Annotated in this window: 21 protein-coding genes, 1 tRNA gene and 3 pseudogenes; 18 read left to right on the top strand and 7 right to left on the bottom strand. The window is 64.4% G+C overall.

Annotated elements, in window-relative coordinates; all coding sequences use genetic code 11:
* Positions 1–241: 241 nt before the first annotated feature.
* Together ACVWW3_RS32380 and ACVWW3_RS32375 are read left to right on the top strand one after the other, a co-directional pair.
* Positions 242–424: pseudogene (locus ACVWW3_RS32380) on the top strand (helix-turn-helix domain-containing protein); the annotation flags it as partial.
* Position 425: 1 nt separating this feature from the next.
* The gene (locus ACVWW3_RS32375) at positions 426–1,424 is read left to right on the top strand and encodes an integrase core domain-containing protein (protein WP_456651959.1); all 999 of its coding nucleotides are present in this window, start codon (positions 426–428) and stop codon (positions 1,422–1,424) included.
* Between the two features lie 44 nt (positions 1,425–1,468).
* Here ACVWW3_RS32375 and ACVWW3_RS32370 read toward each other — a convergent pair.
* Both ACVWW3_RS32370 and ACVWW3_RS32365 read right to left on the bottom strand, forming a co-directional pair.
* Positions 1,469–1,558: transfer RNA gene (locus tag ACVWW3_RS32370), tRNA-Ser, on the bottom strand.
* 546 nt (positions 1,559–2,104) lie between these two features.
* Positions 2,105–3,253 carry an ROK family protein gene (locus tag ACVWW3_RS32365; protein WP_456651960.1) on the bottom strand — a complete coding sequence of 383 codons (1,149 nt, stop codon included), beginning with the start codon at positions 3,251–3,253 and terminating at the stop codon, positions 2,105–2,107.
* Between the two features lie 345 nt (positions 3,254–3,598).
* On the opposite strand from ACVWW3_RS32365, the gene rplU reads away from it, so the two are divergent.
* The 3 genes from rplU (at position 3,599) to ACVWW3_RS32350 (ending at position 5,111) form a co-directional block, all read left to right on the top strand.
* Positions 3,599–3,994: a 50S ribosomal protein L21 gene (gene rplU, locus ACVWW3_RS32360; protein ID WP_456651961.1), complete on the top strand. Its 396-nt coding sequence runs from the start codon at positions 3,599–3,601 to the stop codon at positions 3,992–3,994.
* 97 nt (positions 3,995–4,091) lie between these two features.
* Positions 4,092–4,361 carry a 50S ribosomal protein L27 gene (gene rpmA, locus ACVWW3_RS32355; RefSeq protein ID WP_007598923.1) on the top strand — a complete coding sequence of 90 codons (270 nt, stop codon included), beginning with the start codon at positions 4,092–4,094 and terminating at the stop codon, positions 4,359–4,361.
* A 156-nt stretch (positions 4,362–4,517) separates the two neighbouring features.
* The gene (locus ACVWW3_RS32350) at positions 4,518–5,111 is read left to right on the top strand and encodes a GNAT family N-acetyltransferase (RefSeq protein ID WP_456651962.1); all 594 of its coding nucleotides are present in this window, start codon (positions 4,518–4,520) and stop codon (positions 5,109–5,111) included.
* Between the two features lie 3 nt (positions 5,112–5,114).
* Here ACVWW3_RS32350 and ACVWW3_RS32345 read toward each other — a convergent pair whose 3' ends face one another.
* Positions 5,115–6,029 carry a DMT family transporter gene (locus ACVWW3_RS32345; protein ID WP_247339471.1) on the bottom strand — a complete coding sequence of 305 codons (915 nt, stop codon included), beginning with the start codon at positions 6,027–6,029 and terminating at the stop codon, positions 5,115–5,117.
* 144 nt (positions 6,030–6,173) lie between these two features.
* Between ACVWW3_RS32345 and ACVWW3_RS32340 the strand changes: the two genes are divergently transcribed.
* The 3 genes and pseudogenes from ACVWW3_RS32340 to ACVWW3_RS32330 all read left to right on the top strand — a co-directional run bounded on the left by ACVWW3_RS32340 (position 6,174) and on the right by ACVWW3_RS32330 (position 9,542).
* Positions 6,174–6,653: a MaoC family dehydratase gene (locus tag ACVWW3_RS32340; RefSeq protein WP_456651963.1), complete on the top strand. Its 480-nt coding sequence runs from the start codon at positions 6,174–6,176 to the stop codon at positions 6,651–6,653.
* 114 nt (positions 6,654–6,767) lie between these two features.
* Positions 6,768–7,808 (top strand): GTPase ObgE, encoded by a 1,041-nt coding sequence (gene obgE, locus ACVWW3_RS32335; protein WP_354049743.1) that lies wholly within the window; start codon positions 6,768–6,770, stop codon positions 7,806–7,808.
* A gap of 98 nt (positions 7,809–7,906) precedes the next feature.
* Positions 7,907–9,542: pseudogene (locus ACVWW3_RS32330) on the top strand (alkaline phosphatase family protein).
* A 133-nt stretch (positions 9,543–9,675) separates the two neighbouring features.
* Here ACVWW3_RS32330 and ACVWW3_RS32325 read toward each other — a convergent pair.
* Positions 9,676–10,641 carry a Bug family tripartite tricarboxylate transporter substrate binding protein gene (locus ACVWW3_RS32325; protein WP_456651965.1) on the bottom strand — a complete coding sequence of 322 codons (966 nt, stop codon included), beginning with the start codon at positions 10,639–10,641 and terminating at the stop codon, positions 9,676–9,678.
* A 195-nt stretch (positions 10,642–10,836) separates the two neighbouring features.
* On the opposite strand from ACVWW3_RS32325, the gene proB reads away from it, so the two are divergent.
* The 10 genes and pseudogenes from proB (at position 10,837) to ACVWW3_RS32275 (ending at position 20,511) form a co-directional block, all read left to right on the top strand.
* Positions 10,837–11,958 (top strand): glutamate 5-kinase, encoded by a 1,122-nt coding sequence (proB, locus tag ACVWW3_RS32320; RefSeq protein ID WP_247444058.1) that lies wholly within the window; start codon positions 10,837–10,839, stop codon positions 11,956–11,958.
* A 192-nt stretch (positions 11,959–12,150) separates the two neighbouring features.
* Positions 12,151–13,449: a glutamate-5-semialdehyde dehydrogenase gene (locus ACVWW3_RS32315; RefSeq protein WP_456672260.1), complete on the top strand. Its 1,299-nt coding sequence runs from the start codon at positions 12,151–12,153 to the stop codon at positions 13,447–13,449.
* A gap of 20 nt (positions 13,450–13,469) precedes the next feature.
* Complete coding sequence (locus ACVWW3_RS32310) at positions 13,470–14,114, top strand: nicotinate-nucleotide adenylyltransferase (protein ID WP_247339463.1); 645 nt, start codon at positions 13,470–13,472, stop codon at positions 14,112–14,114.
* Between the two features lie 224 nt (positions 14,115–14,338).
* A complete protein-coding gene (gene rsfS, locus ACVWW3_RS32305) occupies positions 14,339–14,695 on the top strand; it encodes a ribosome silencing factor (protein ID WP_247339456.1) in 357 nt (118 codons plus the stop codon).
* 94 nt (positions 14,696–14,789) lie between these two features.
* Positions 14,790–15,272 carry a 23S rRNA (pseudouridine(1915)-N(3))-methyltransferase RlmH gene (gene rlmH, locus ACVWW3_RS32300; protein ID WP_456672259.1) on the top strand — a complete coding sequence of 161 codons (483 nt, stop codon included), beginning with the start codon at positions 14,790–14,792 and terminating at the stop codon, positions 15,270–15,272.
* A 33-nt stretch (positions 15,273–15,305) separates the two neighbouring features.
* Positions 15,306–16,637 (top strand): murein hydrolase activator EnvC family protein, encoded by a 1,332-nt coding sequence (locus ACVWW3_RS32295; RefSeq protein WP_456651967.1) that lies wholly within the window; start codon positions 15,306–15,308, stop codon positions 16,635–16,637.
* A complete protein-coding gene (locus tag ACVWW3_RS32290) occupies positions 16,634–17,992 on the top strand; it encodes a S41 family peptidase (protein WP_247339450.1) in 1,359 nt (452 codons plus the stop codon). Before ACVWW3_RS32295 ends, ACVWW3_RS32290 begins: the two co-directional genes overlap by 4 nt.
* 144 nt (positions 17,993–18,136) lie before the next feature.
* A pseudogene (locus ACVWW3_RS32285) lies at positions 18,137–19,367 on the top strand (divergent polysaccharide deacetylase family protein).
* A gap of 76 nt (positions 19,368–19,443) precedes the next feature.
* Complete coding sequence (locus ACVWW3_RS32280; protein ID WP_247339447.1) at positions 19,444–19,947, top strand: RNA pyrophosphohydrolase; 504 nt, start codon at positions 19,444–19,446, stop codon at positions 19,945–19,947.
* 63 nt (positions 19,948–20,010) lie between these two features.
* Positions 20,011–20,511, top strand: a complete 501-nt coding sequence (locus tag ACVWW3_RS32275) for an RNA pyrophosphohydrolase (protein ID WP_456651969.1) — start codon at positions 20,011–20,013, stop codon at positions 20,509–20,511.
* A gap of 256 nt (positions 20,512–20,767) precedes the next feature.
* On the opposite strand, the gene ACVWW3_RS32270 is transcribed toward ACVWW3_RS32275, so the two are convergent.
* The 3 genes from ACVWW3_RS32270 to atpD form a co-directional block, all read right to left on the bottom strand.
* A complete protein-coding gene (locus ACVWW3_RS32270) occupies positions 20,768–22,336 on the bottom strand; it encodes an adenylate/guanylate cyclase domain-containing protein (protein WP_456651970.1) in 1,569 nt (522 codons plus the stop codon).
* A gap of 150 nt (positions 22,337–22,486) precedes the next feature.
* Positions 22,487–22,894: a F0F1 ATP synthase subunit epsilon gene (locus ACVWW3_RS32265; RefSeq protein WP_247339445.1), complete on the bottom strand. Its 408-nt coding sequence runs from the start codon at positions 22,892–22,894 to the stop codon at positions 22,487–22,489.
* An 86-nt stretch (positions 22,895–22,980) separates the two neighbouring features.
* Complete coding sequence (gene atpD, locus ACVWW3_RS32260) at positions 22,981–24,423, bottom strand: F0F1 ATP synthase subunit beta (RefSeq protein WP_247339443.1); 1,443 nt, start codon at positions 24,421–24,423, stop codon at positions 22,981–22,983.
* Positions 24,424–24,448: the final 25 nt, after the last annotated feature.

Genomic DNA, 24,448 nt, shown 5'->3' with positions numbered 1-24,448 from the left:
CGGCGCGCCTCGCCGGCGGCTGGTGCTGCCCGTATTCGGGGCTGCGCGGTCATGGACTACTTGACCTCGGGGGATACACGCTTCGGCACTTGCACACTCGCGCAGGCCGGAAGCGCGACTTTTCAAGGTTTTCTCCGCGAAGAAAGTGTCGGATAGGATCTGAGCGGCCCGAGACATAGGTGACATTTCGTACCGGACACATGGGTTACACTTTTCGCTTTTTTGCGAGCGGGAGGTGTGGATGCCGTGGAAAGCGAGTTCGGTCATGGAAGAACGCCTGCGCTTTGTCGCCCGCCTGTTGGACGGGGAGGCCATGACGGACGTGTGCCGGGATTTCGGCGTCTCGCGCAAGACCGGCTACAAGATGTTCGATCGCTACAAGGAGCACGGTCTTGAGGCCCTGAGCGATCGCTCGCGGCGGGCCGGTGCGCTACGCCAACCAGCTGCCGGAGCAGATCGAGAGCCTGATTGTCCGGCTCAAGGGCGAGAAGCCGCACTGGGGCGCGCGCAAGATCCGGGAACTGCTGGTCCGACGGCTGGACGGCGATACCCGGGTTCCGGCCAAGAGTACCATCCATGCGGTGCTCGACCGCCATGACCTGGTCAAGCGCGCCGGCGGGCCGCGCCACCGCGCGCGCGGCACGCCGCTCTCCGCGGGCACGGGACCCAATGAGCTGTGGTGCGCCGACTTCAAGGGCGAGTTCAAGCTCGGCAATGGCCGCTACTGTTACCCGCTGACCGTCACCGATCATGCCTCGCGCTTCCTGCTGTTGTGCGAGGCGCTCGATTCCACGCGCGAAGAGCCTGCCATTACCGCCTTCGAACGGCTGTTCCGCGAGCGTGGCTTGCCGCTCGCCATCCGCTCCGACAACGGCGTGCCCTTTGCCAGTCCCAATGCCCTGTTCAATCTCTCAAAGCTCGCGGTCTGGTGGCTGAGGCTGGGCATCACCATCGAACGCATCAAGCCCGGCCATCCACAGCAGAACGGACGCCACGAGCGCATGCACCTCACCCTCAAGAAGGAGACGACCCGTCCGCCGGGCGCCAACAGCCTGCAGCAGCAGGAACGCTTCGACGCCTTCGTCCGCGAGTTCAATACCGAACGGCCGCATGAGGCGCTGCAGATGAAATGCCCCGCCGAACTCTATCGCGCCTCACCACGCCGTTACGATGGCTTGCCCGAGTTGATCTATCCGTTCCACGATCGCGAGGTTCTCGTGACCGCTTGCGGGCGCCTTTGCCTGCATCGCAAGATCAACGTCTCGACCGTGCTGGCCGGCCAGAAACTCGGCATCAAGGAGGTCGACGACGGCATTTGGCTCGTCAGCTTCATGCACTATGATTTGGGATATTTCGACCTGGAGCAGAAAACCCTGCAACCCCTCGACAACCCGTTCGGCACGAGGTTGTCACCCATGTCTTAGGTACGACCTGTGACCGATGTCTCCGGGCTGGACAAATCGTCAATTGGCGGAGAGGGAGGGATTCGAACCCCCGATAGGCTTGCACCTATGCCGCATTTCGAGTGCGGTGCATTCGACCACTCTGCCACCTCTCCTGAAGGCGCCAAGTAAGGAGCAGGGCCCCTGTGGTTGGGGGCGTTAATAGGCGAGGATGGCGGGCCAGACAAGGCGCGCGAGCGGAAAATCAGACCGGTTTTCCGGCCGGCCCCACGATGTCGCGGTGGCGATGGGGGCGACCCTCGGATTTCGGCGGCAGTTTGAGCGAATTGGGCGTGAACCGTTGGCCAATGACCCGGCGCGAGCCCCGAGGCGGCGCCATCGCCGCCCGAATCGCCGATGTTCCGGAAAGCTCAAGAAGCCCCCAAAGGGAGGTGGGACCGCCAGACGCGGTAAACACTGGCGGTCCCGGTGCCGCTCATTGAAATACTGGCTGGGAAGGGCGGCTTCGCCGGCCAGGTGAGGCGACGGCTCGACCCTAGCGTGCGGCCCGTGCGCCGCAACGCAAACCGGCCCTTAACCTAACCAGTCAAGGTTACTCTGGAGCCGCTTCCGTTCCGATGAAATCGGAACGGGTCTCCAGATTGGTGTTTTGGCGCGTTTTCTTGACGCGAACCGGCATCCACTTCGCTCGAAAACGCTGGCTAGTCGGCCTTGTTGCCGTTCTTGCTCTTTTTCTTGCCGTTCTCCGTGGAATCCCGGTCTTTTCCGCTATCTTTGCCTTGGCCGCTGTCCTTGTGGCGATTGGTGAAGCGGGCATTGCCGAGCCCGGTGCCGATGGTGAGCACGCCCCAGCGATCGACGTCCTGCATGAACGGCACTTCCGAGAGGCCCTGAACCACGCCGTCATTGTGCATCAGGATCGCGGTGTCGTGCTCGCCGATCTCAGGAATGCCCTCGATCAGGCTCGCCGGCAGGTTGAACTTGCTGCTCTCCCAATTGCCCGGCAGGTTCTGCGCGCCTTTCTCGATCGAGCCGTCCTCGTCGATCACGCCGGGACAGGCGATGCCGATGAAGGGTGCCAGCTTGAAGCCTTCCGCCTCGGCCTCCGTGATCAGCCCCTTCAGCATCTTGGTGAGCCGCTTCACTGCGCCTTCGCGCGTCGGCTCGTCGTCGGCATGACGCCACAGCTCGGACTTCACGACCTTGGCCTTCGACAGGTCTTTTGCCTTTTTCCAGCCGGTCTCGACCAGGCCGCAGCGGATGTTGGTGCCGCCGATATCGACGGCGAGGATGCTGTCATAAGCTTCGAAGATCCATGACGGCGCCAGATGCAGCGCGCCGATCAGGCCGGCTTCATCGGGATGATGGCGGATCGGCATCATGTCGATCTTGAAATCCTCGGATTTGAGGATGATCTCGGCGCGGGCGATCGCGAGCTCGCCGAGTCGGGAATCGCGGAAACCACCGCCGACCACGATCCGCTCGGTCTTGGCCCAGGCCTTGGACTTCAGGAAGCGGCGCGTGACGTAAGCGAGCTCCTGCGCGAAGTCCTCGATCGCGCTGTGCACGACCGCGGAGGCCTCGACATCGTCACCGACCAGGATGGCATCCAGGGTCTTCTTGCTGACCTCCTCCGACGGCTCCTTGCCGAACGGGTCTTCGCCGGTCTTACGCAGCGGCTTGCGCCAGCGATCGAGGATCTCGCGGAACGCGCCCTTGCTGGCGCGGTCGCCGAGAAAGCCGTCCTCGTCCTTCATCTCGATGTTCAAACTGTCGACGTCCACCGACGGCAGCCGTGCCGCGCCGTGGGTGGCGATGCCCGTCGTCTTGACCAACTCTTCCGTTGCCATGGATGCCCCCTCGCCCTTTGCGAACTTCGTCAGGACAACGGCGGCGGAACCCGTTGGTTGCAGCGCGGCGCGGGATTCAATAGGAAGCCCCGATCTGGCCCAAATCCTTCAAATCCGGGCCGTTTTCGCCTGCTTTTCCTTGACTCCCGGGAGCGAGCGGCTATAAATCCCGCAACCGGCGCGGGGCGTTTCTCGCGCCGCTTGTTTTTGCGTGGGTTTTCAAAGGGATAACTCCCGCCCGCACAAAACTCGCATAAACCAATATTCGCATAAACCCGCGACTGACAAAAAGCCGGCCCCGACACTATGTCGCGAGGCCGGGAATGAACACGAAGGAAAACAACGATGTTCGCAGTCATCAAAACCGGCGGCCGGCAGTACCGCGTCGTTCCGGATGATGTCCTGGAAGTAGGCAAGATCGAAGGCGAAGTCGGCTCGATCGTGCAGTTGAACGAAGTTCTGCTGGTCGGTGGCGACACGCCGCTCCTGGGCCTGCCGACGATCGCAGGTGCGTCCGTGGCGGTCGAGGTGCTCGACCACAAGCGTGGCCCCAAGGTCATCGCGTTCAAGAAGCGCCGCCGCAAGAACTCGCGCCGCAAGCGCGGCTATCGCGACGAGATCACGGTGTTGCGCATCAGCGAGATCCTGACGGACGGCGCCAAGCCCACCAAGGGCCCGCGTCCGAAGCGGGAAAAGGTCGTCAAGCCAGAGACCACGACCGAAGACGCCGACGCCGCATAATTTGATCACGCGCAATCACGAAGTGATGCGTGAGAAATTGTGAAATGATTCCGTCAAGGAATTGATCTAGAAATACGTAAGATTTCGGAGACGAGCCATGGCTCACAAAAAAGCAGGCGGTTCATCGCGCAACGGTCGCGATTCCAAAGGCAAGCGCCTCGGTATCAAGGCGTTCGGCGGGGAAGTTGTGATTCCCGGCAACATCATTGCGCGTCAGCGCGGCACCACCTGGCATCCCGGCCTTAATGTCGGCATGGGCACCGACCACACTTTGTTCGCCAAGGTCGAGGGTCGCGTAACGTTCCAGGCCAAAGCCAACGGTCGCACCTTCATCTCGGTGCTCCCGCTCGCAGAGGCGGCTGAATAGACGGTGGATCAAATTTGGAGTCCGCCGGGTCCCAGACCGAACCGGCGGAGTCCTTGAGATCAAAGAGATCGAAGGCTCCAGGGGGAGGCGGGAAACCGGCCTCCCCTTTCGTTTGACTTGCTCACTTTTCACTTAGTGACTTCGACGGAGCCGGACATGTTGCAGGATTTTTCGAGCGTGACCTTGCGGGAGGCGAGAGCAAGCGTCGTCGCCACCGAGCGGCTGACCTTGCGGCGGCCGACCCTCGCCGATGTCAGGACCATCGCGCTCCTGGCCAACGACCGTCGCGTCGCCGAGAACACCCGCCGCCTCCCCCATCCCTATTCGCAGGACGACGCCGTCGAATTCGTTCGCGCCACCGCCGCGCTCGGCAGCGAGACCGTGTTCCTGATCGAGCACGATTCCGGTCCGGTCGGCATGGTCGGCATCGACCGCTCCACGCCCGACAATGCCGAGCTCGGCTATTGGCTCGGCGTCGAGCATTGGGGCCGGGGCTTTGCCACCGAGGCCGCACGCGGCGCGATCGACTTCTTCTTCGAGGAGTTCGAGGACGACCATCTTTATGCGGGTGCACGCGTCACCAACCCGGCTTCGCGCAAGGTGCTGGAGAAGTGCGGCTTCCAGTGGAGCGGCGTCCAGCTGCACCGGTTCCTGGCGCTGGGCTCGTCCACACCCGTCGACTGCTTCCGTCTCTCGCGCAGTGTGTGGGCCTCGCTGAAGAGCTGGAGCAGTGCAAGGCGCGTGAGGTAGGCGCTACGCCGGCGGATTGACCTCTCCGCCGGCGCGGCCGAGATCGCGCTCACGCAGGTAGATATAGAACCCGGCGCCGATGATGATGGCGGCGCCGACGATGGTGGCGACCTCGGGGACGTCGCCGAACACGACGAAGCCGAAGATCACCGCCCAGACGATCATCGAATATTGATAGGGCACGACGACGCTGGCCGGCGCGAGCTTGAGCGAGCGGTTGACGCAGAACAGCGCGGTGACCGAGACGCATCCCGCCAGCGCGAAGATCACGAGGCTGCCTGATGTCGGCGGCACCCAATGGAACGCCGACAGCACCGCGCCCAGCAAAAACGTGCCGACGAATTGCGAGGACGCCATCACGATATCGGGCGTCTTGCGCAGGCTGCGGGTGATCAGCATCAGCGTTGCGAAAGACAGACTGCCGCCAAGCGCGATCAGCGCCGGCAGGCTGATCGTCTGCGCGGATGGCCGCAGCGCGATCAGCACGCCGCAGAAGCCGATCAGGATCGCCGTCCAGCGCCGCCAGCCGACCTTCTCGCCGAGAAAGATCGCCGACATCGCGGTGACGAAGATCGGGCCGGCCAGATAATAGGTGATGACGTCGGCGAGCGGCAGATAGACCGTCGCGAGGAAGAAGGCCGCCACTTCCAGCGTCGACAGCACCACGCGGAAGAGCTGGAGACCCGGCCGCTCCAGATGCCGGAATTGGTGACGCTGCCGCCAGACCAGCGGCGACAGCAGCAGCAGCGCCGCGCAGGCGCGCAGAAACAGCAGCTGCCCCACCGAATAAGTCCCGACCAGGAACTTGCCCATGGCATCGCCGAACGAGAACATGAAGATCGACAGCACCATGAGTGCAATGCCGGCGAGGCGCGCCGAGCGCTCGTCATAGGCCGAGAGATTTTTGAAAAGGGGCATCGAGCGCCGTTGTAATGACGTGGACGCAGCGGACAAGCCCGCGTTGGACGAATTGAACGGATTGTCGCACTCTCCGCGTCGCGGTAGCGATAGGCTGCCCACGAACGAAAGAGCCAAGAAGAGAGCCAAGAAAAGAGCTAAGACATGACCGACTTCGACCCGGCCCGGCATCGCATGATCCCCGCGCAACGCTGGTTTGAGGATTTCGTGGTCGGCGAGCGCTTCGTGCTGCCGAGCCGCACGCAGACCAATGCGGTGTTCGCGGCGTTCCAGACCGCGAGCGGCGACACCCATCCGGTGCACTATGATGTGGAGTATTGCCGCAGCCGCGGCATGCCGCATTTGCTGGCCCACGGTTTCCAGACCTTGATCCACACCGCACCCGGCGCGGGTCTGTTTCCGTTCATGGTCGAGGAATCCCTGGTCGGCTTCCTCGAGCAGTCGAGCCGGTTCCTCAAGCCGGTGTTCGCTGACGACACCATCTATCCCGCGCTCGAGGTCGTCGAGCTGGTGCCGGGACGCACGACCGGCACGGTGACGCTCAAAAGCACCGTGTTCAACCAGCGCAAGGAGCTGGTGCTGGAGGGCACGCAGAAATTCCTGATCCGGCGGCGGCCGCTCTGACGTCGTCCTGGATCTGGTCTTGCGGTTAAGCAAGGCCCATAAATCGCCGAATTTCGGCCGATTTGCGGGTCAATCCGGGTTGCCGCGCGGGACCGGCTGGCCTACCTATGGCCGATGAAATTCCTCGACGAAGCAAAGGTCTACATCCGCTCCGGTGACGGCGGAAACGGCTGCGTGGCGTTCCGCCGCGAAAAATTCATTGAATTCGGCGGTCCCTCCGGCGGCAATGGCGGCCGCGGCGGCAATGTCATAATCGAGGTCGCAGACGGCCTGAACACGCTGATCGACTATCGCTACCAGCAGCACTTCAAGGCCCAGAAGGGCGAAAACGGCGCAGGCTCGGACCGCCATGGCGCCAATGGCAAGGCGATCGTGCTGAAGGTTCCCATGGGCACGCAGATCTTCGACGAGGATCGCGAGACCATGATCCACGATTTCACCAATGTCGGCGAAAAATTCGTGCTGGCCGAGGGCGGCAATGGCGGCTTCGGCAACGCGCATTTCAAGACCTCGACCAACCGCGCGCCGCGCAATGCCAATCCCGGCCAGCCCGGCGAAGAGCGCTGGATCTGGCTGCGGCTGAAGCTGATCGCGGATGCCGGCCTCGTCGGCCTGCCCAATGCCGGCAAATCGACCTTCCTCGCCAAGGTCAGCGCGGCCAAGCCGAAGATCGCCGACTATCCCTTCACCACGCTGCATCCGCAGCTCGGCGTCGTGAATGCCGACGGTCGCGAATTCGTGCTGGCGGACATCCCCGGTCTGATCGAAGGCGCGCATGAAGGTGTGGGTCTCGGCGACCGCTTTCTTGCCCATGTCGAGCGCTGCCGCGTGCTGCTGCATCTCGTCGATGCGACTTGCGAGCATGCCGGCAAGGCCTACAAGACGGTGCGAACGGAGCTGGACGCCTATGCCGGGCAGCTCACCGACAAGATCGAGATCGTGGCGCTGAACAAGATCGACGCGGTCGAGCCGGACGAGCTCAAGAAGCAGAAGGACCGGCTGAAGCGCGCCGCCAAGAAGACGCCGCTGCTGCTCTCCGCCGTCACCGGCGATGGCGTCAAGGAAGCGTTGCGCGCATTGGCGGATGTGATCGGCGAGAGCCCGGTCTCCGCCAAGGCGAAGAGCGCGGCCGAAGCCGAGCCGTGGTCAGTTTGATCTGGTCGGTTTGATCCGGTCGACCTGATCCCGCCCTGCTTGTCTTCGCTGACGCCATAGCGCAGCATCGAACAATCAAGACACGGCGGGGATGACGCATGGCGCGCGCGAAGAACGTTCTCTGGATCATGTGCGACCAGCTTCGCTATGACTATCTCGGCTGCACCGGCCATCCCACGCTGAAGACACCGAATATCGACGCCATGGCGAAGCGCGGCGTGCTGTTCAGCAAGGCCTATGTGCAGTCGCCGATCTGCGGCCCCTCGCGGATGTCGTTCTACACCGGGCGCTACATGCGCTCGCACGGCTCGCACTGGAACGGCTGGCCGTTGCGCGTCGGCGAGCCCACGCTCGGCGATCACCTCAAGAAGCTCGGCGTGCGCAACGTGCTGGTCGGCAAGACCCACATGGCACCCGATCTCGAAGGCATGAAGGCGCTCGGCATCCCGCCGGAATCGGTGATCGGCGTGCACGTCGCCGAATGCGGGTTCGAGCCTTATGAGCGTGACGACGGCCTGCATCCGACCGGCCGTCCGCGTCCGAAATACGACGAATATCTGCGCCAGCAGGGTTTTGAAGCGACCAATCCCTGGGAGCATTGGGCGAATTCAGGTGCGGCGGAAGACGGCTCCTTGCAAAACGGCTGGCTGCTCGTGCACGCCGACAAGGCCGCGCGCGTGCCGGACGAGCATTCCGAGACGCCCTACATGACGCGTCGCGCGATGGACTTCATCAGCGAGGCCGAAACCGACGGCAAGCCGTGGTGCCTGCATCTTTCCTACATCAAGCCGCACTGGCCCTACATCGCGCCCGAACCTTACGCCAGCATGTATTCGCCGGATGACATGATCCCGGTGATCCGCTCAGAGCGCGAGCGCCAGAATCCGCATCCGGTGTTCGGCGCCTATATGGACATGCGCTACTCCCGCAACATGGCGCGCGACGAGGCCCCGCGAGAAGGTGATCCCGACCTATATGGGCCTGATCACCCAGATCGACGACCAGATGGGCGTGCTGATGAAGTTTCTGGAGGAGCGCGATCTCGTGGAATCCACCATGATCGTGTTCACCTCCGATCACGGCGACTATCTCGGCGATCACTGGATGGGCGAGAAGGATCTGTTCCACGAGCAGTCGGCCAAGATTCCGCTGATCATCATCGATCCCTCGAAGGAAGCCGACGCGACGCGCGGCACGCGCAGTGACGCGCTGGTCGAAGCCATCGATCTCGCGCCGACCTTCGTCGATTATTTCGGCAGCAAGGTGCCGGGCCACATCCTCGAAGGACGCTCGCTGCTGCCGCTGCTGCGCGGGCCGACTCCATCCGACTGGCGCAAGGTCGCCTTCTCCGAATACGACTATTCCATGCAGGATGTCCGGCTGAAATTGAACCAGCCGATCGAACGCTGCCGCCTGTTCATGGTGTTCGACGGCCGCTGGAAATACATCCATGCCTCCGGCTTCCGCCCGATGCTGTATGACCTCGAAACCGATCCGGAAGAGTTTCTGGATCGCGGCGACGACCCGGAGTGCGCCGGCATCATCGCGCGATTACAGGCGGAATTGTTCGACTGGGCGCTGCATCCCAACGACCACATCACCACACCCCGCGAGAAGATCGCGAACTATGCCGACAACCAGCTTCAGGTGAAGGGCGGCGTCCTGATCGGCATCTGGGACGAGAAAGAGCTCGCGTCGATCAAGGACGGCATCGCGCAGCGCGCGAAGATGTAATCCTCATGGTGAGGAGGCGCGAAGCGCCGTCTCGAACCATGCAGGCCCGGCTCTCGCACCTCGGCCTGCATCCTTCGAGACGCGCGCAAAGAGCGCGCTCCTCAGGATGAGGGGAGAAATCGCGCTACGCTTCTCAATTCTCGATCTTGTATCCCGTCGCCTTCACGATCGGCTGCCAGAAGGCGGCGTTCGCGGCGAGCTCCTTCGTCAGACCCTCCGCAGTGCTGCCGACCGGGATCAGGCCAATGGCTGTCAGCTTCTCCTTCACTTCGGGCTTGGCGAGCGCGGCGCTGGCGGCCGCGCCGAGCTTGCTTGCGAATTCCGGCGAGCTGCCGGCGGGAAGCCACATGCCGTACCAGGCGTCCGCGACGAGATCGATGCCGCTCTCCTTCAGCGTCGGGACGGTGAGCGCGAACGGCGAGCGCTCCGCGCTTGCGACCGCGATGATCTTCACGCCCTTGGCGCGGTGCTGCGGCAGCGCGTCGGCCAACGTGGTGATGCCGAACGAGATGTGGCCGCCGATGATGTCATTGAGGATGGGCGCGCTGCCCCGATAGGGCACGCGTGTCATGGGAATGCCGAGATCCTTCTCGAGCTTGGAGCCCATGAAATGCGGAATGGTGCCGTTGCTCGGCACGCCGAACGACGTCTTGTCCGGATGCGTCTTCAACCAGCCGACAAATCCCTTGAAGTCGGCGGCATCGATCCCCGGGCCGATCACGACGGCGAATTCGAACCGGGCCAGCAGCGATACCGGGACGAAATCCTTTGCAGTATCGAAGCTCGGCGTCGCCTCCACCATCGGCAGCAGGTACATCGTGGGGCCGGTCGTCACCAGCACCATGCTGCCGTCGGGGCTGGCCCCCTTCACCGCCTTGATGCCGATCAGGCCGTCACCGCCGGTGCGGTTCTCGACCACGATGGTCCGCTGCAGCGCCGGCGCCATCTCCTGTGCGATCAGCCGGCACAGCGTGTCGCCGCCCGCTCCCGCCGCGAACGGGAAGATCATTTTCGTCAGCCCGGCCTGCGCTTGCGATCCGCCCGCTTGCGCCAGCAGCGGCAACCCCAGGCATCCGGCGATGAAGTTGCGGCGATCCATTGGTTTCCTCTTTGAGCCCATTATCGTTGGCGACAATTAGAGCCAGACAGGCGTCCCGGACAAGCGCTGTTTACCGGGCCTGCCGCCTTGCGCCGGCCATCGTCCTGCTGCAAAAGCAGGGCCTTACCGGCGCCGCTCTCCGCTCCGCCGTGTCCGATGCAGAGCAATCCGTCACACGCGCCAACACATACACCCATGGCCAGCCCCGAACTCAGTCAATTCCGCCGCATCGTCGTCAAGGTCGGCTCCGCGCTGCTGGTCGATTCCGACAGGGGCGAGGTGCGGGCGTCCTGGCTCGCCGCGCTCGCCGACGACATGGCCAAGCTGCACGGCGAGGGCCGTGACGTGCTCGTGGTCTCCTCAGGCTCAATCGCGCTCGGCCGCAGCCGCCTGAAATTGCCGCGCGGACCGCTGAAGCTCGAGGAGAGCCAGGCGGCCGCCGCCGTCGGTCAGATCGCGCTGGCGCGGATCTGGTCGGAGGTGCTCGGTGCCCACGGCATCGGCGCCGGCCAGATTTTGGTGACGCTTCAGGACACCGAGGAGCGCCGCCGATATCTCAACGCGCGCTCCACTATCGGCAAGCTCCTGGAGTGGCGCGCGATCCCCGTGATCAACGAGAACGACACGGTCGCCACCAACGAGATCCGCTACGGCGACAACGACCGCCTCGCCGCGCGCGTCGCCACCATGGCGAGCGCGGATCTGCTGGTGCTGCTGTCCGATATCGACGGGCTCTACGATGCCCCGCCGAAGAACAATCCGAACGCCAAGCTCATTCCCGTCGTCGACAGCATCTCGTCGGAGATCGAGGCTGTCGCCGGCGACGCCGAGTCTGAGCTGTCGCGCGGCGGCATGCGCACCAAAGTCGAGGCGGCGAAGATCGCCACCACCGGCGGCACGCATATGCTGATCGCCTCCGGCAAGATCGAGCATCCCTTGCAGGCAATCGCCGATGGCGGCCGCTGCACCTGGTTCCTGACGCCCGCCAATCCCATCACTTCGCGAAAACGCTGGATCGCGGGCTCGCTGGAGCCGAAGGGCACGCTGACCATCGACGCCGGCGCAGTCGCCGCGCTACGTGCCGGCGCCAGCCTGCTGCCGGCCGGCGTGATCAAGGTCGAGGGCCAGTTCGCCCGCGGCGACGCCGTGATCGTCCGTGGCCCCGACACCAGCGAGGTCGGCCGCGGCCTGATCGCCTACGATGCCGACGACGCCGAGCGGATCAAGGGCCGCTCTTCCCCGGACGTGATGGCGATCCTCGGCATCAGCGGGCGGTCAGAGATGATCCACCGCGACGATCTGGTGATGGGCGGGTAGACCGGCAGGCATCCACGTTCTTGCAGGCGCCGGCCGAGGCGTGGATGGCCGGCAAGCCCGGCCATAACGCCGGAGCTAGGCCATTGACCGAGCTGTCGTCCGGCACGTGAAGCCCTGCCATACCCTCCCGACGCTTCGCAAAAGCGGGATTTCCGTGCTAGGACACCGCCTTAGCAGAAGGTTGAACGAGCTATGGCCGCCCCCCTCAAAGCCGTCGACGGTAATGCCGATCTTCAGGCGCTGATGACCGATCTCGGTACCCGTGCCCGCGCTGCCGCGCGCGTGCTGGCGCTGGCGCCGCCGCCGGAGCAGAAGAACCGGGCGCTCGAAGCCATGGAGCGGGCGATCCGCGCGAACTCTGCCGCGATCCTCGCCGCCAATGCCGAGGACGTCACTGATGCCCGCGCCTCCGGCCATGCCACCTCCTCCTTCATCGACCGCCTGACGCTGACGCCGGCGCGGGTCGAGGGCATGGCCGAGGGGATCGGCATCGTGCGCAGCATTGCCGATCCGGTCGGCATCGTCACCGAGAGCTGGCAACGGCCGAACGGCATGACCATCGAGCGCGTGCGCGTGCCGCTCGGCGTCGTCGGCGTGATTTTTGAGAGCCGGCCGAACGTTGCGGCGGACGCCGGCGTGCTGTGCCTGAAGTCCGGCAATGCCGTGATCCTGCGCGGCGGCTCCGACAGTTTTCGCTCCTGCCGCGCCATCCATGAATGCCTGGTGCAGGGCCTGCGTGAAGCCGGCCTCCCCGAAGCCGCGATCACGTTGGTGCCGACGCGCGACCGCACGGCGGTCGGCATGATGCTGTCGGGATTGAACGGCGCCGTCGACGTGATCGTGCCGCGCGGAGGCAAGAGCCTCGTCGCGCGCGTCGAGCAGGAAGCGCGCGTGCCGGTGTTCGCGCATCTCGAGGGCGTCAACCACGTCTATATCGATGCCAGCGCCGACCTCGCCATGGCGAAGTCGATCGTGCTCAACGCCAAGATGCGCCGCACCGGCGTCTGCGGCGCGGCCGAGACGCTGCTGGTCGATCGCGCTGCTGCCGGCACAAAGCTGAAGCCGCTGGTCGAGATGCTGATCGAGGCGGGCTGCGAAGTACGCGGCGACGACGCCGTGCAGAAGACCGATGCGCGCGTGAAGGCTGCGAGCGCAGAGGATTGGGACACTGAATATCTCGACGCGATCATCGCGGCGAAGGTGGTGGACGGCGTCGACGGCGCGATCGCGCATATCCAGAACCACGGCTCGCACCATACCGATGCGATCGTGAGCGCGGACGAGACCGCTGCGAAGAAATTCCTGAGCGAGGTCGATTCCGCGATCGTGCTGCACAATGCCTCGACGCAATTCGCCGACGGCGGCGAGTTCGGCTTCGGCGCCGAGATCGGCATCGCCACCGGCAGATTCCATGCCCGCGGTCCGGTTGGGGCCGAGCAGCTGACGAGCTTCAAGTATCGCATCCACGGCACCGGGCAGACGCGGCCGTAAACGACGCGGGGCGCGGGGCATTGAGCAACAATTTCGTCGCGCCACGTTCCTTCGCGCAGGCCATACCAACCCACACTTCGGGCATGCGCATCGGGCTGCTCGGCGGCTCGTTCAATCCGCCGCACCAGGCCCATCGCGCGATCAGCCAGTTCGCGCTGAAACGCCTTCAGCTCGATCGCGTCTGGTGGTTGGTGACGCCGGGCAATCCGCTGAAGGAGAACGGCACGCTGCACGAGCTCGGCGGGCGCATGCAGGCGGCGCGCGAAATTGCCGACGACCCCAGGATCGAGGTGAGCTGTCTCGAATCCGTCATTCGCACGCGCTATACTATCGACACCATCAACACCTTGCGCCGCCGCCTCTCCGGCCTGCGCTTTGTCTGGATCATGGGCGCCGACAACCTCGCTCAATTCCATCGTTGGCAGCACTGGCAGCGCATCGCCGGCCAGGTGCCGATTGCGGTCATCGATCGCCCACCGCAGAGTTTTCGCGCGCTCGCCTCTCCCGCCGCCCAGGCGCTCAAGCGCTACCGCGTGCCCGAGAATGAGGCAGCATTGCTTGCGGACCGGGCTGCGCCGGCGTGGGTCTTCCTCACCGGAATGAAGCTGAATCTCTCTTCGACCGGCTTACGGAACCCGGACGGAAGCTGGAAAGGTACGAAGTGAGTCAGACTCTGCGGAGGTCGTTGTCAACTTCGGGCTCTCTGGCATATTGAAACCCTTAACCCCACATGATGTAGTGTAACCAGTGAGCGTCGGATTCGGCGTTCGCGATACAGTGAAAGGAATGGTCCCTGGCCACATCTGTATTGTCCAAGTCAGCTTCGACGAAGTCTGTTTTACCCAAGGTTGCCAAGCCGGCGCGTAAAACATCGACCAAAGCTGCAGCCTTGAAGGCGCAACCCGACGCCGACAAGACGCTGAGCCTGATCCTCTCCCGCCTGGACGACATGAAGGCGGAAGAGACGGTCACCATCGACCTTCGCGGCAAATCGGCCTACTCCGACTACATGATCGTCACCACCGGCCGGGCCAACCGGCACGTCGGCGCGATCGCGGAGAACGTCGCCAAAGGCCTCAAGGAAAACGGCATCAAGAACATCCACGTCGAGGGCTTGCCCAATTGCGACTGGGTGCTGATCGATTCCGGCGATGTGATCGTTCACGTGTTCAGACCCGAGGTCCGCGAGTTCTACAATCTCGAGAGATTGTACACACAGGGCCCAGGGGCGGCGAAGGCGATCTAGAGGCTCTGGCCGATTTCGAATCGGCTGACGCGCATGCTAGCGTCGTGCGCGCGCAATTTGCGCGCGGTCTTGAAAACGCTACCTTGAAGCTATCATGCGTGTTGCTGTCATTGCGGTGGGCCGGCTGAAGCAGGGTCCCGAACGGGAGCTTGCCGACCGCTATTTCGAACGATTCGACGAGGTCGGCCGAAAGCTCGGATTCCGCGAGCTCGCCATCCACGAATTGCCCGAAAGCCGCGCACGCGACACGGCGACGCGGATGGCCGAAGAGGCCGCGGCGATCTCCGCGCATATTCCCGAGAAATCGATGCTGGTGGCGCTGGACGAGCGCGGCCAGAATCTGGATTCCACCGTATTCGCACGGCATCTCGGCCGCTGGCGCGACGAGGGGGCCGGTCATACTATCTTCATGATCGGAGGGGCGGACGGACTTTCGCCCGAATTGCGCCGTAAGGCTAAGCTCGCGATCGCGTTCGGCTCTGCGACCTGGCCGCATCAAATGGTCCGCGTCATGCTTCTGGAACAGCTTTATCGGGCCGCCACCATTCTGGCCGGCCACCCCTATCACCGCGCATGATGCGCGCTACAACGAGCACCTTTGCCTAAAGCGATGCGAGCGCCGATTCTCAACCTGCTGCTGATCGCCGGCGTGACTGGCGCAAGCCTCGCGCAAGCTCAGACGCAAGGCCAAACAATTGCGCCGCAGGCTGCGGCCATCTCGCCCGATGCGATCAAGCAGCGCGAGCAGGAGCTCGAGGCCGCCCGCGCAAGCAAGAAGAGCGCGGAGGAAGCGCAGGCCAAGCTCAAGACCGAGATCACCTCGCTCGGCCAGGACCGCACCCAGCTCAATCAGCAATTGATCGACACCGCCGCCAATGTGCGCACCGTCGAGACCAAGATCGACGAAGCCGAAGCGCGGCTGCGTTCGCTGAACGGCCGCGAGCAGGCGATGCGCAGCTCGCTCGATTCGCGCCGCGCCGACATCGTCGAGGTGCTGGCGGCCTTGCAGCGCGCCGGAAGGCGGTCGCCGCCGGCGCTGCTGGTGCGGCCCGAGGACGCGCTGCAATCGCTGCGCACGGCGATGCTGCTCGGCGCCGTCGTGCCGGAATTGCGCGGCCGCGCCGAGAAGATCGCCGGCGAGCTCGGCGAGCTCGTGTCCTTGCGCAAGACCATCGCGACCGAGCGCGACCAGCTCGCCTCCGACCGCGACAAGGTCCGCAACGACCAGACCCGGCTCACCGCCTTGGTTGACGAGCGGCAGCGCCAGCAGGCGTCGCGTGAAAAGGACCTGGATGCCGAGAACTCGCGCGCCATCACGCTCTCAAGGCAGGTCGGCGATCTCCAGGGGCTGATCGCCAAGATGGAGCAGGAGCTGCAAAGCGCCGCCAAGGCAGCCGAGAAGGCAGCTGAGGCCGCAAAGCAGGCCGAGGCAAAGGCCGCCCTCAACGCCAAACCCGGCCCCGGCGCTTTCAAGGACCGGTCCCGGACCACTCCCGCGATGGCCTTCGCCGCCGCCAAAGGCCTCCTGCCTCTTCCAGTTAACGGTAACAAGATCAGGGATTTTGGCGGTTCCGACGGGCTCGGCGGGGTCCAAAAGGGCATTTCGCTGGCAAGTAAGCCCGGCTCCCAGGTCACGACGCCGTGTGACGGCTGGGTGGTCTATGCCGGCCCGTTCCGCAGCTATGGACAACTCTTGATCCTCAATGCCGGGGGCGGGTATCATGTCCTGATCGCCGGGATGGAGCGCATTTCGGTAAACATCGGACAGTTTGTCCTCACGGGGGAGCCTGTCGCGTCCATGGGGTCGACCTCTCAAGTCGCCTCCATTCTCGCCACGAACGCGAGTCAACCTGTGCTGTATGTCGAGTTCCGCAAAGACGGCACTCCAATCGATCCAGGCCCATGGTGGGCCGCAAATGAAGGCGAGAAGGTTCGCGGATGATGCGCAAGACTTCAGTTATCCTCCTCAGCGCGGCCACCGGTGCGGCGCTGACGCTGTTCGTGACCCAGCCGCGCGCAGTCTTCATGGGCTCCAGCGCACGGGCTGCCACCGCGGACACCTATCGCCAGCTCAACCTTTTCGGCGACGTCTTCGAGCGCGTGCGCTCGGACTATGTCGAGAAGCCCGACGACACCAAGCTGATCGAATCAGCCATCAGCGGCATGCTCACCGGACTCGATCCGCATTCGAGCTACATGGACGCCAAGAGCTTCCGCGACATGCAGGTGCAGACCCGCGGTGAGTTCGGCGGCCTCGGCATCGAAGTCACGATGGAAGACGGCCTGATCAAGGTGGTCTCGCCCATCGACGACACGCCTGCCTCGCGCGCCGGCGTCATGGCCAACGACATCATCACCAGTCTCGACGACGAAGCGGTGCAGGGCCTGACCCTGAACCAGGCGGTCGAGAAGATGCGCGGCCCGGTCAACACCAAGATCAAGCTCAAGATCATCCGCAAGGGCCAGGACAATCCGATCGACGTCACGCTGGTGCGCGACAACATCCGCGTCCGCTCGGTGCGCGCCCGCATCGAGGCCGACGACATCGCCTATATCCGCATCACCACCTTCAACGAGCAGACCACCGAAGGCCTGAAGCGCGAGGTCGCCAACCTCTCGAATCAGATCGGCGACAAGCTGAAGGGCTACGTCATCGACCTCCGCAACAACCCGGGCGGCCTGCTCGAGGAAGCGGTCACCGTCTCCGACTCCTTCCTGGAGAAGGGCGAAATCGTCTCAACCCGCGGCCGCAACGCCGATGAGACCCAGCGCCGTACCGCGCATGCGGGCGACCTCACCAAGGGCAAGCCGGTCATCGTGCTGGTCAATGGCGGCTCGGCCTCGGCGTCGGAGATCGTCGCCGGCGCGCTGCAGGACCACAAGCGCGCGACCATCGTCGGCACGCGCTCGTTCGGCAAGGGCTCGGTGCAGACCATCATTCCGCTCGGCTCGGGCAACGGCGCGCTGCGTCTGACCACGGCGCGCTACTACACGCCGTCGGGCAAGTCGATCCAGGCCAAGGGCATCGTGCCCGACATCGAAGTGCTGCAGGACGTGCCGGACGAACTGAAGTCGCGCACCGACACCAAGGGCGAGGCTTCGCTGCGCGGCCATCTCAAGAACGACGGCGACGAGAAGACCGGGTCGCAGTCCTACGTGCCGCCGGACGCCAAGGACGACAAGGCGCTCAAGCTCGCCGACGATTTGCTCCATGGCATCAAGAACAGCGCCTCCGCGGCGCCCACGCCGGGCGGCGACAACAAGACCACGACCGACAAGCCCAAAGCGGCAAACTAGGTCGGCGCATCGCGATCTGACGGAAAGGGCGGCTCACGGAGCCGCCCTTTTTGCTTGGAACGCCAGACACCCCCGGCCTATCCCGGCCTGCCGCCGCTTGACCCCGCCGTGGTATCGTCATGGGTGAGTGATTCGGGATCGCGCATGACTGAAACGGCCGATGATCTGAGCGCCCCGCTCGGACAGGACAAGCCGCGCCGGAAACACCGGCGGCGGCTGCCGTTCACGGCCATGCAGGCGCTTGCGATCCTGCTTGGCCTGTTCCTGGTCGCTTTTGCCGGCTTCGCGATCTTCAACAAGGATCCGCTCGGCGGCGAGCCGATGACGCGGCTCGCGATCCGCGAGCCCCAAGCCACGGACAAGGCCAGCGACGAGAAGCCGGCCGCTTCCAGCCACGGCCAGGAAAGCAAACAGGAAAGCAAGCACGAGACCAGGGAAGCGCCGAAGCAGGCGGGCGAGCAGAAGACCGTCACCATGATCGACGGTTCCACCGGCACGCGCCAGGACGTGGTGATCGGCGGCAGCGATCCCGCCGACAAGGGCGGAGCGGCCTCCGCACCGCCGCCCGTCATGACCGGGATCGACCCAAAACTCCTTGAGAAATCGCGCTACGGCATGATCCCCGTGGTTGCCGGGGATCTGAAACCGTTCAACGTCTATGCGGCGGATGCCGACCGCGCCAAGGCCGCCAAGATGCCCGTGGTCGCGATCCTGATTGGCGGCCTCGGCGTCGGCGCAGCCAAGACCACCGATGCCATCATGCGGCTGCCGGGCGGCGGTGACGCTGGCCTTCACGCCTTATGGTTCCGATCCAGGAAAACTCGCCGAGCGGGCCCGCGCCCAGCGCCACGAGATCTTTCTCCAGATCCCGATGGAGCCCTACGACTTCCCCGACAACGATCCGGGACCGCAGACGCTGCTGACCTCGCTGAGTGCCGACCAGAACATGGACCGCCTGTACTGGCATCTGAGCCGGATGCAGGGCTATGCCGGCCTCACCAATTTCATGGGCGCCCGCTTCATCGCCACGGAGCCGGCGATGCAGCCGATCATCCGCGAGGCGGCCAAACGTGGCCTCGGCTTCTTCGACGACGGTTCCTCGCCCCGCAGCATCGCGCCCCAGGCCGCGGCAAGCCAGGCGATGCCGTTCGGCAGGGGTGACATCGCGATCGACGTCGTGCCGACCCCGGCCGAGATCGACCGCGCCCTGAACAAGCTCGAAGCGGCGGCGCGCGAGCGCGGCGCGGCCGTGGGCACCGCCTCCGCCCTCCCGGTCTCGATCGAGCGCATCGGCGCCTGGACCAAGACATTGAGCGACCGAGGTATCCTTTTGGTGCCATTGACAACCGCGATGCTGAAATCAAAATCCAGCTAAATCAACGGATTGGTACGGCGCGGGTCCTGCGGGGCCGGATCAAGCCTTACCGACAGCATGCGAGAGGCCTGGCGGAATGGCGCGTTACGAGGATCTGCCCTACCGGACCTGCGTCGGCGTGATGCTGATCAACAAGCAAGGCCTGGTGTTCATCGGCCGCCGCGCCGGCGGCATCGAGCATGTCGACGACACCCATGTCTGGCAGATGCCGCAGGGCGGCGTCGATCCCGGCGAGGACAATTGGGACGCCGCCAGGCGCGAGCTCTACGAGGAGACCAGCGTGCGCTCGGTCGAGCGGCTCGGCGAGGTTCCGGACTGGCTCACTTACGACATTCCGCGCACTGTTGCGGGCCGCGCCTGGAAGGGTCGCTATCGCGGCCAGCGCCAGAAATGGTTTGCGGTCCGCTTCACCGGCAAGGACAGCGAGATCAACGTCGAAAAGCCCGGCGGCGGTCACAAGGCCGAGTTCGTGAACTGGCGCTGGGAGCCGATGAAGAACCTGACCGGGCTGATCGTCCCGTTCAAGCGCCCGGTCTATGAGCGCGTAGTGAAGGAATTTTCCGCGCTGGCGGAGGATTAGTTCAAGTCGCCATTCCAGGTTGATGCTAATGCATCGCCTGGAATGACGACGAGAGATCCGCACGTGACCGATCAAAAGCCTTATCGTCCCAACGTGGGTATCGCGCTGTTCAATGCCGACGGCCGGGTGTTGATCGGGCACCGCTTCAAGGGCGACGGACCCGAGATCATCCTGCCGGGCCTCGATTGGCAGATGCCGCAAGGCGGCGTCGACGAGGGCGAGGACCTGCGCGATGCGGCGCTGCGCGAGCTCTGGGAAGAGACCAGCGTCAAGAGCGCAGCCTATCTCGGCGAGACCGACTGGCTGACTTACGAATTCCCGCCTTACGATGGACCGCAGACGCATCGGCTGGCGAAATTCCGCGGGCAGCGCCAAAAATGGTTCGCCCTGCGCTTCACCGGCAAGGATGACGAGATAGATCCGTTGACACCGCGCAACGACCAGCCCGCGGAGTTCGACGCCTGGCGCTGGGAGCGGCTCGACCGTGTCCCCGATGTCGTGGTCCCGTTCCGCCGCGAGGTCTACCGCGCGGTGGCCCAACAGTTTGCGCCCTTCGCAAACTAAAAAACGCGAGAACAAGCCGGTGTCGTTGCAGAGCGCATTCCAGCGCTTAGGACGGGCATGGGTGACCGCACCACCAGCCACGGGCTCGCTCAGCCTCTCCCGCTTGCGAGAGAGGTCGGCGCGAAGTGCCGGGTGAGGGCTTTCTCCGTTTAGGGACCGTCTCTTTGCAGATGCACCCTCTCCCCAGCCCTCCCCCGCAAGCGAGGGAGGGAGCGCATCTCGCAAGCGTCAACGATCGGGCCTAATCAGCACACGCCTAATTCACCGGTCCAACCGTGAACGGGCCGATTGCGATCACGTGGCAATCGCTGTCGCGCCTGGCGCAGTCGGCGAGCGCGGAATTGACGGCGGTCTGCTCGTCCGCGGCCTTCAGGCCGAGGCCCGGCCGGCCCGCGCTGCCGACCGCGACTGCGTTCCAGCCCATGCCATCGGCGAGCTTGCGCACGACCTCGTCGCGCGCATCTGCGACGATCGAGGTATTGGACGCCGCATGGAAGAAGCCGGTGATCCTCAGCAGGGTCGGGATCGGCACGACGAAATTCTCGTCGACCGCAACGACCATGCAGGCGACGCCGGCGATCGCGCCGCACGATTCCAGGGAGCGCCGCGCAGCATCGTCGGCGGATGATGCGCCCATCACCATGAAATATTGACCGCCCGGGCCCAGCGCGACCGAGCGGGATTTCGCCGCGGGGACGAACATGTTCTCGAGCCGGACTTTTGCGGGATCGCGCACCATCGGAAAGTCCTTTGGGACGAAGGCGCGCTCGGTCATTGGATCGTGCCGGATAAAGGGCTGCGGCGGCATCGGCGGCTTGCCGTGCGTGTAGACGACATTGTTGCCGACCGCATAGAGTTCGCAGGGCCGCGGCGACTGCGCGGCATCCGCCCGCTTCTGACACTGATCGAGCGCAGCGTTGCGCGCGGCTTCCTCGTTCAGCTGATTGAGCGCGGAGCCGGTGATGCCGCCGACGTTCAGCGCAAAGGCCTTGTAGTCGCCGGCGGCGGAATATTCGCCACCGAGGTAGCCGCGGATACGCTCGCCGATGAAGGGCACGCTGTCGGCAGGAAACTTGCCGACCATCGGCGAGGCGGATGGTGCCGGCATGGGCATCGGGCTTGATGCTGGGCCTGGCGCGATCGCTGCGATCGCCGGCGCCTTGTTGGTCTCGAGCTTGGTGAAATAGAGGAAGCCGCCGACAGCAATCGCGACGACGGAGACGACACCGACCACCAGCGGCCACATCCAGTTCAGCGCGGGCGCTACTTTCGCCACCTTCTTGATCTGCGGCGTTGCGTAACTGCCGTCCACGCGCCGCATCGCCACCATGTAGGCGTGCACCGGCGTCGGGATGTTCTTGACCTCCTGAGCGCCGATATCGGCGAACTGCACTGACAGCTTGTTGGCGACCTGCTCGTGCACGGCGCGGGAGACGCAGATGCCACCGACCTCGGCGAGGCCCTCGAGCCGGGCGGCGATATTGACGCCATCACCGAGCAGATCGCCGTCGCGCTCAACCACGTCGCCGATGGTGATGCCGATGCGGAACGACATCTGCCGGCTCGGCGGATAGGCCATGTTGCGGGTTCGCAGGGATTCCTGGATGTCGATCGCGCAGCGCACCGCATCGACGGCGCTTGGAAATTCCGCGAGCACGGCGTCGCCTGCGGTGTTGAAGATGCGTCCGCCGGCCTTCGCGATGAAATCGTCGACGACCTCACGATAGGAGGCCATACGCCGCAGCGTCTCCTCCTCGTCTTCCGCGACCAGCCTTGAGTAACCGGCAATATCGGCCGCGAAAATCGCTGCGATCTTGCGTTTCATCTGCTGCCCGCCCCGAAACAAAATTCGCCAGCGCAGAATGCCGCCATCGGCGGCGCGGTGCAACAAAGTTTCAGCGCCCGCCACTTCCGTGACGAGCGCTGAACTTATTCAGGAATTTGTAGCTTGAGCCCCGGTGCGATGCGCCGGGGCTTAGTGCATAGCCGTGCTGTTGAGCTGCTGCTGGATGCTCTTGAAGTGGTCGAGCCGCGCGATGGCCTGATCGAGCTCGCTGCCTTCGTGCTCCTTCAACCCTTCTTCCATCTCCGAGACGGTCGCGGCGAACTGAGCACGGTCGAGCTCGGCCAGCGACGTCGCGACGTCGGCGAGCACGGTGAGGCCCTTTTCGGAGACTTCGGCGAGACCGCCGAGCACGATGATCTTCTCGTGCTTGCCGCCGGTGGTGATGGTGAGAATGCCGGGCCGGATCGCAGCCACGACCGGCGCATGTCCCGCCAGCACGCCGAAATCACCCTCGACGCCGGGGATGTCGACCTGGTCGACCTCGCCCGAGAATGCGAGCTTTTCCGGCGAGACGAGATCGAAGTGGAAGGTGGCCATGGGAAACCTGCGAATGGTGAGTAGCGAATAGCGAATGGAGCGGGAGCAGCGAGACCATTCGCTACTCCCTACTCGCCGTTCGCAGCTTAGGCCGCCTCGGCCGCCAGCTTCTTGCCCTTCTCGAGCGCCTCTTCGATGGTGCCGACCATGTAGAAGGCGGCCTCCGGGAGGTGGTCATACTTGCCTTCGCAGAGACCGCGGAAGCCCTTGATGGTGTCCGCGAGGTCGACGAACTTGCCGGGCGCGCCGGTGAAGATTTCGGCGACGTGGAACGGCTGCGACAGGAAGCGCTCGATCTTGCGGGCGCGGGCCACCGTCAGCTTGTCCTCTTCCGAAAGCTCGTCCATGCCGAGGATGGCGATGATGTCCTGGAGCGACTTGTAGCGCTGCAGCACCTGCTGGACCATGCGCGCGGTCGTATAGTGCTCTTCGCCGACGATATTCGCCTGCAGCATGCGCGAGGTCGAGTCGAGCGGATCGACCGCCGGATAGATGCCCTTTTCCGAGATCGCACGGTTCAGCACCGTGGTGGCGTCCAAATGTGCGAACGACGTCGCCGGCGCCGGGTCGGTCAAGTCGTCAGCCGGCACGTAGATCGCCTGCACCGAGGTGATCGAGCCCTTGTTTGTGGTGGTGATGCGCTCCTGCAGCGCGCCCATGTCGGTTGCCAACGTCGGCTGATAGCCCACGGCGCTGGGAATACGGCCGAGCAACGCCGACACTTCCGAGCCCGCCTGAGTGAAGCGGAAGATATTGTCGATGAAGAACAGCACGTCCTGGCCCTGGTCGCGGAAGTGCTCGGCGACTGTCAGGCCGGACAGCGCGACGCGCATGCGGGCACCGGGCGGCTCGTTCATCTGGCCGAACACCAGCGCGCATTTCGACTTCACGCTCGGGTCGGGATTGTGCGGGTCGGCGTTGACCTTGGATTCGATGAACTCGTGATAGAGGTCGTTGCCTTCGCGGGTGCGCTCGCCGACGCCGGCGAACACCGAATTGCCGCCGTGCGCTTTGGCGACGTTGTTGATCAGCTCCTGAATGAGCACGGTCTTACCGACGCCCGCGCCGCCGAACAGGCCGATCTTGCCGCCCTTGGCGTAAGGCGCGAGCAAGTCGACGACCTTGATGCCGGTGACGAGAATCTCGGCCTCGGTGGCCTGGTCGGTGTAGGTCGGCGCTTCCTGGTGGATGGCGCGCTTGCCTTCGGACGGGATCGGGCCCGCTTCGTCGATCGGCTCGCCGATGACGTTCATGATGCGGCCGAGCGTGCCGGCGCCCACCGGAACCTCGATCGGTTGGCCGGTGTCGGTCACTTCCTGGCCGCGCACCAGACCTTCGGTCACGTCCATCGCGATCGTGCGCACGGTGGACTCACCGAGATGCTGCGCGACTTCCAACACGAGGCGGATGCTGCCGTTCCTGGTTTCCAGCGAATTGAGAATGGCCGGCAGGTGGCCCTCGAACTGAACGTCGACGACGGCGCCCATGACCTGGGTGACGCGACCGACCTGGTTAGCTGCTGTGGCCATGATTAGCTCTCCTTCGAAATTCTTT

Source organism: Bradyrhizobium sp. LM2.9 (assembly GCF_054056555.1).
This window is presented reverse-complemented; position numbering and strand designations above follow the sequence as displayed.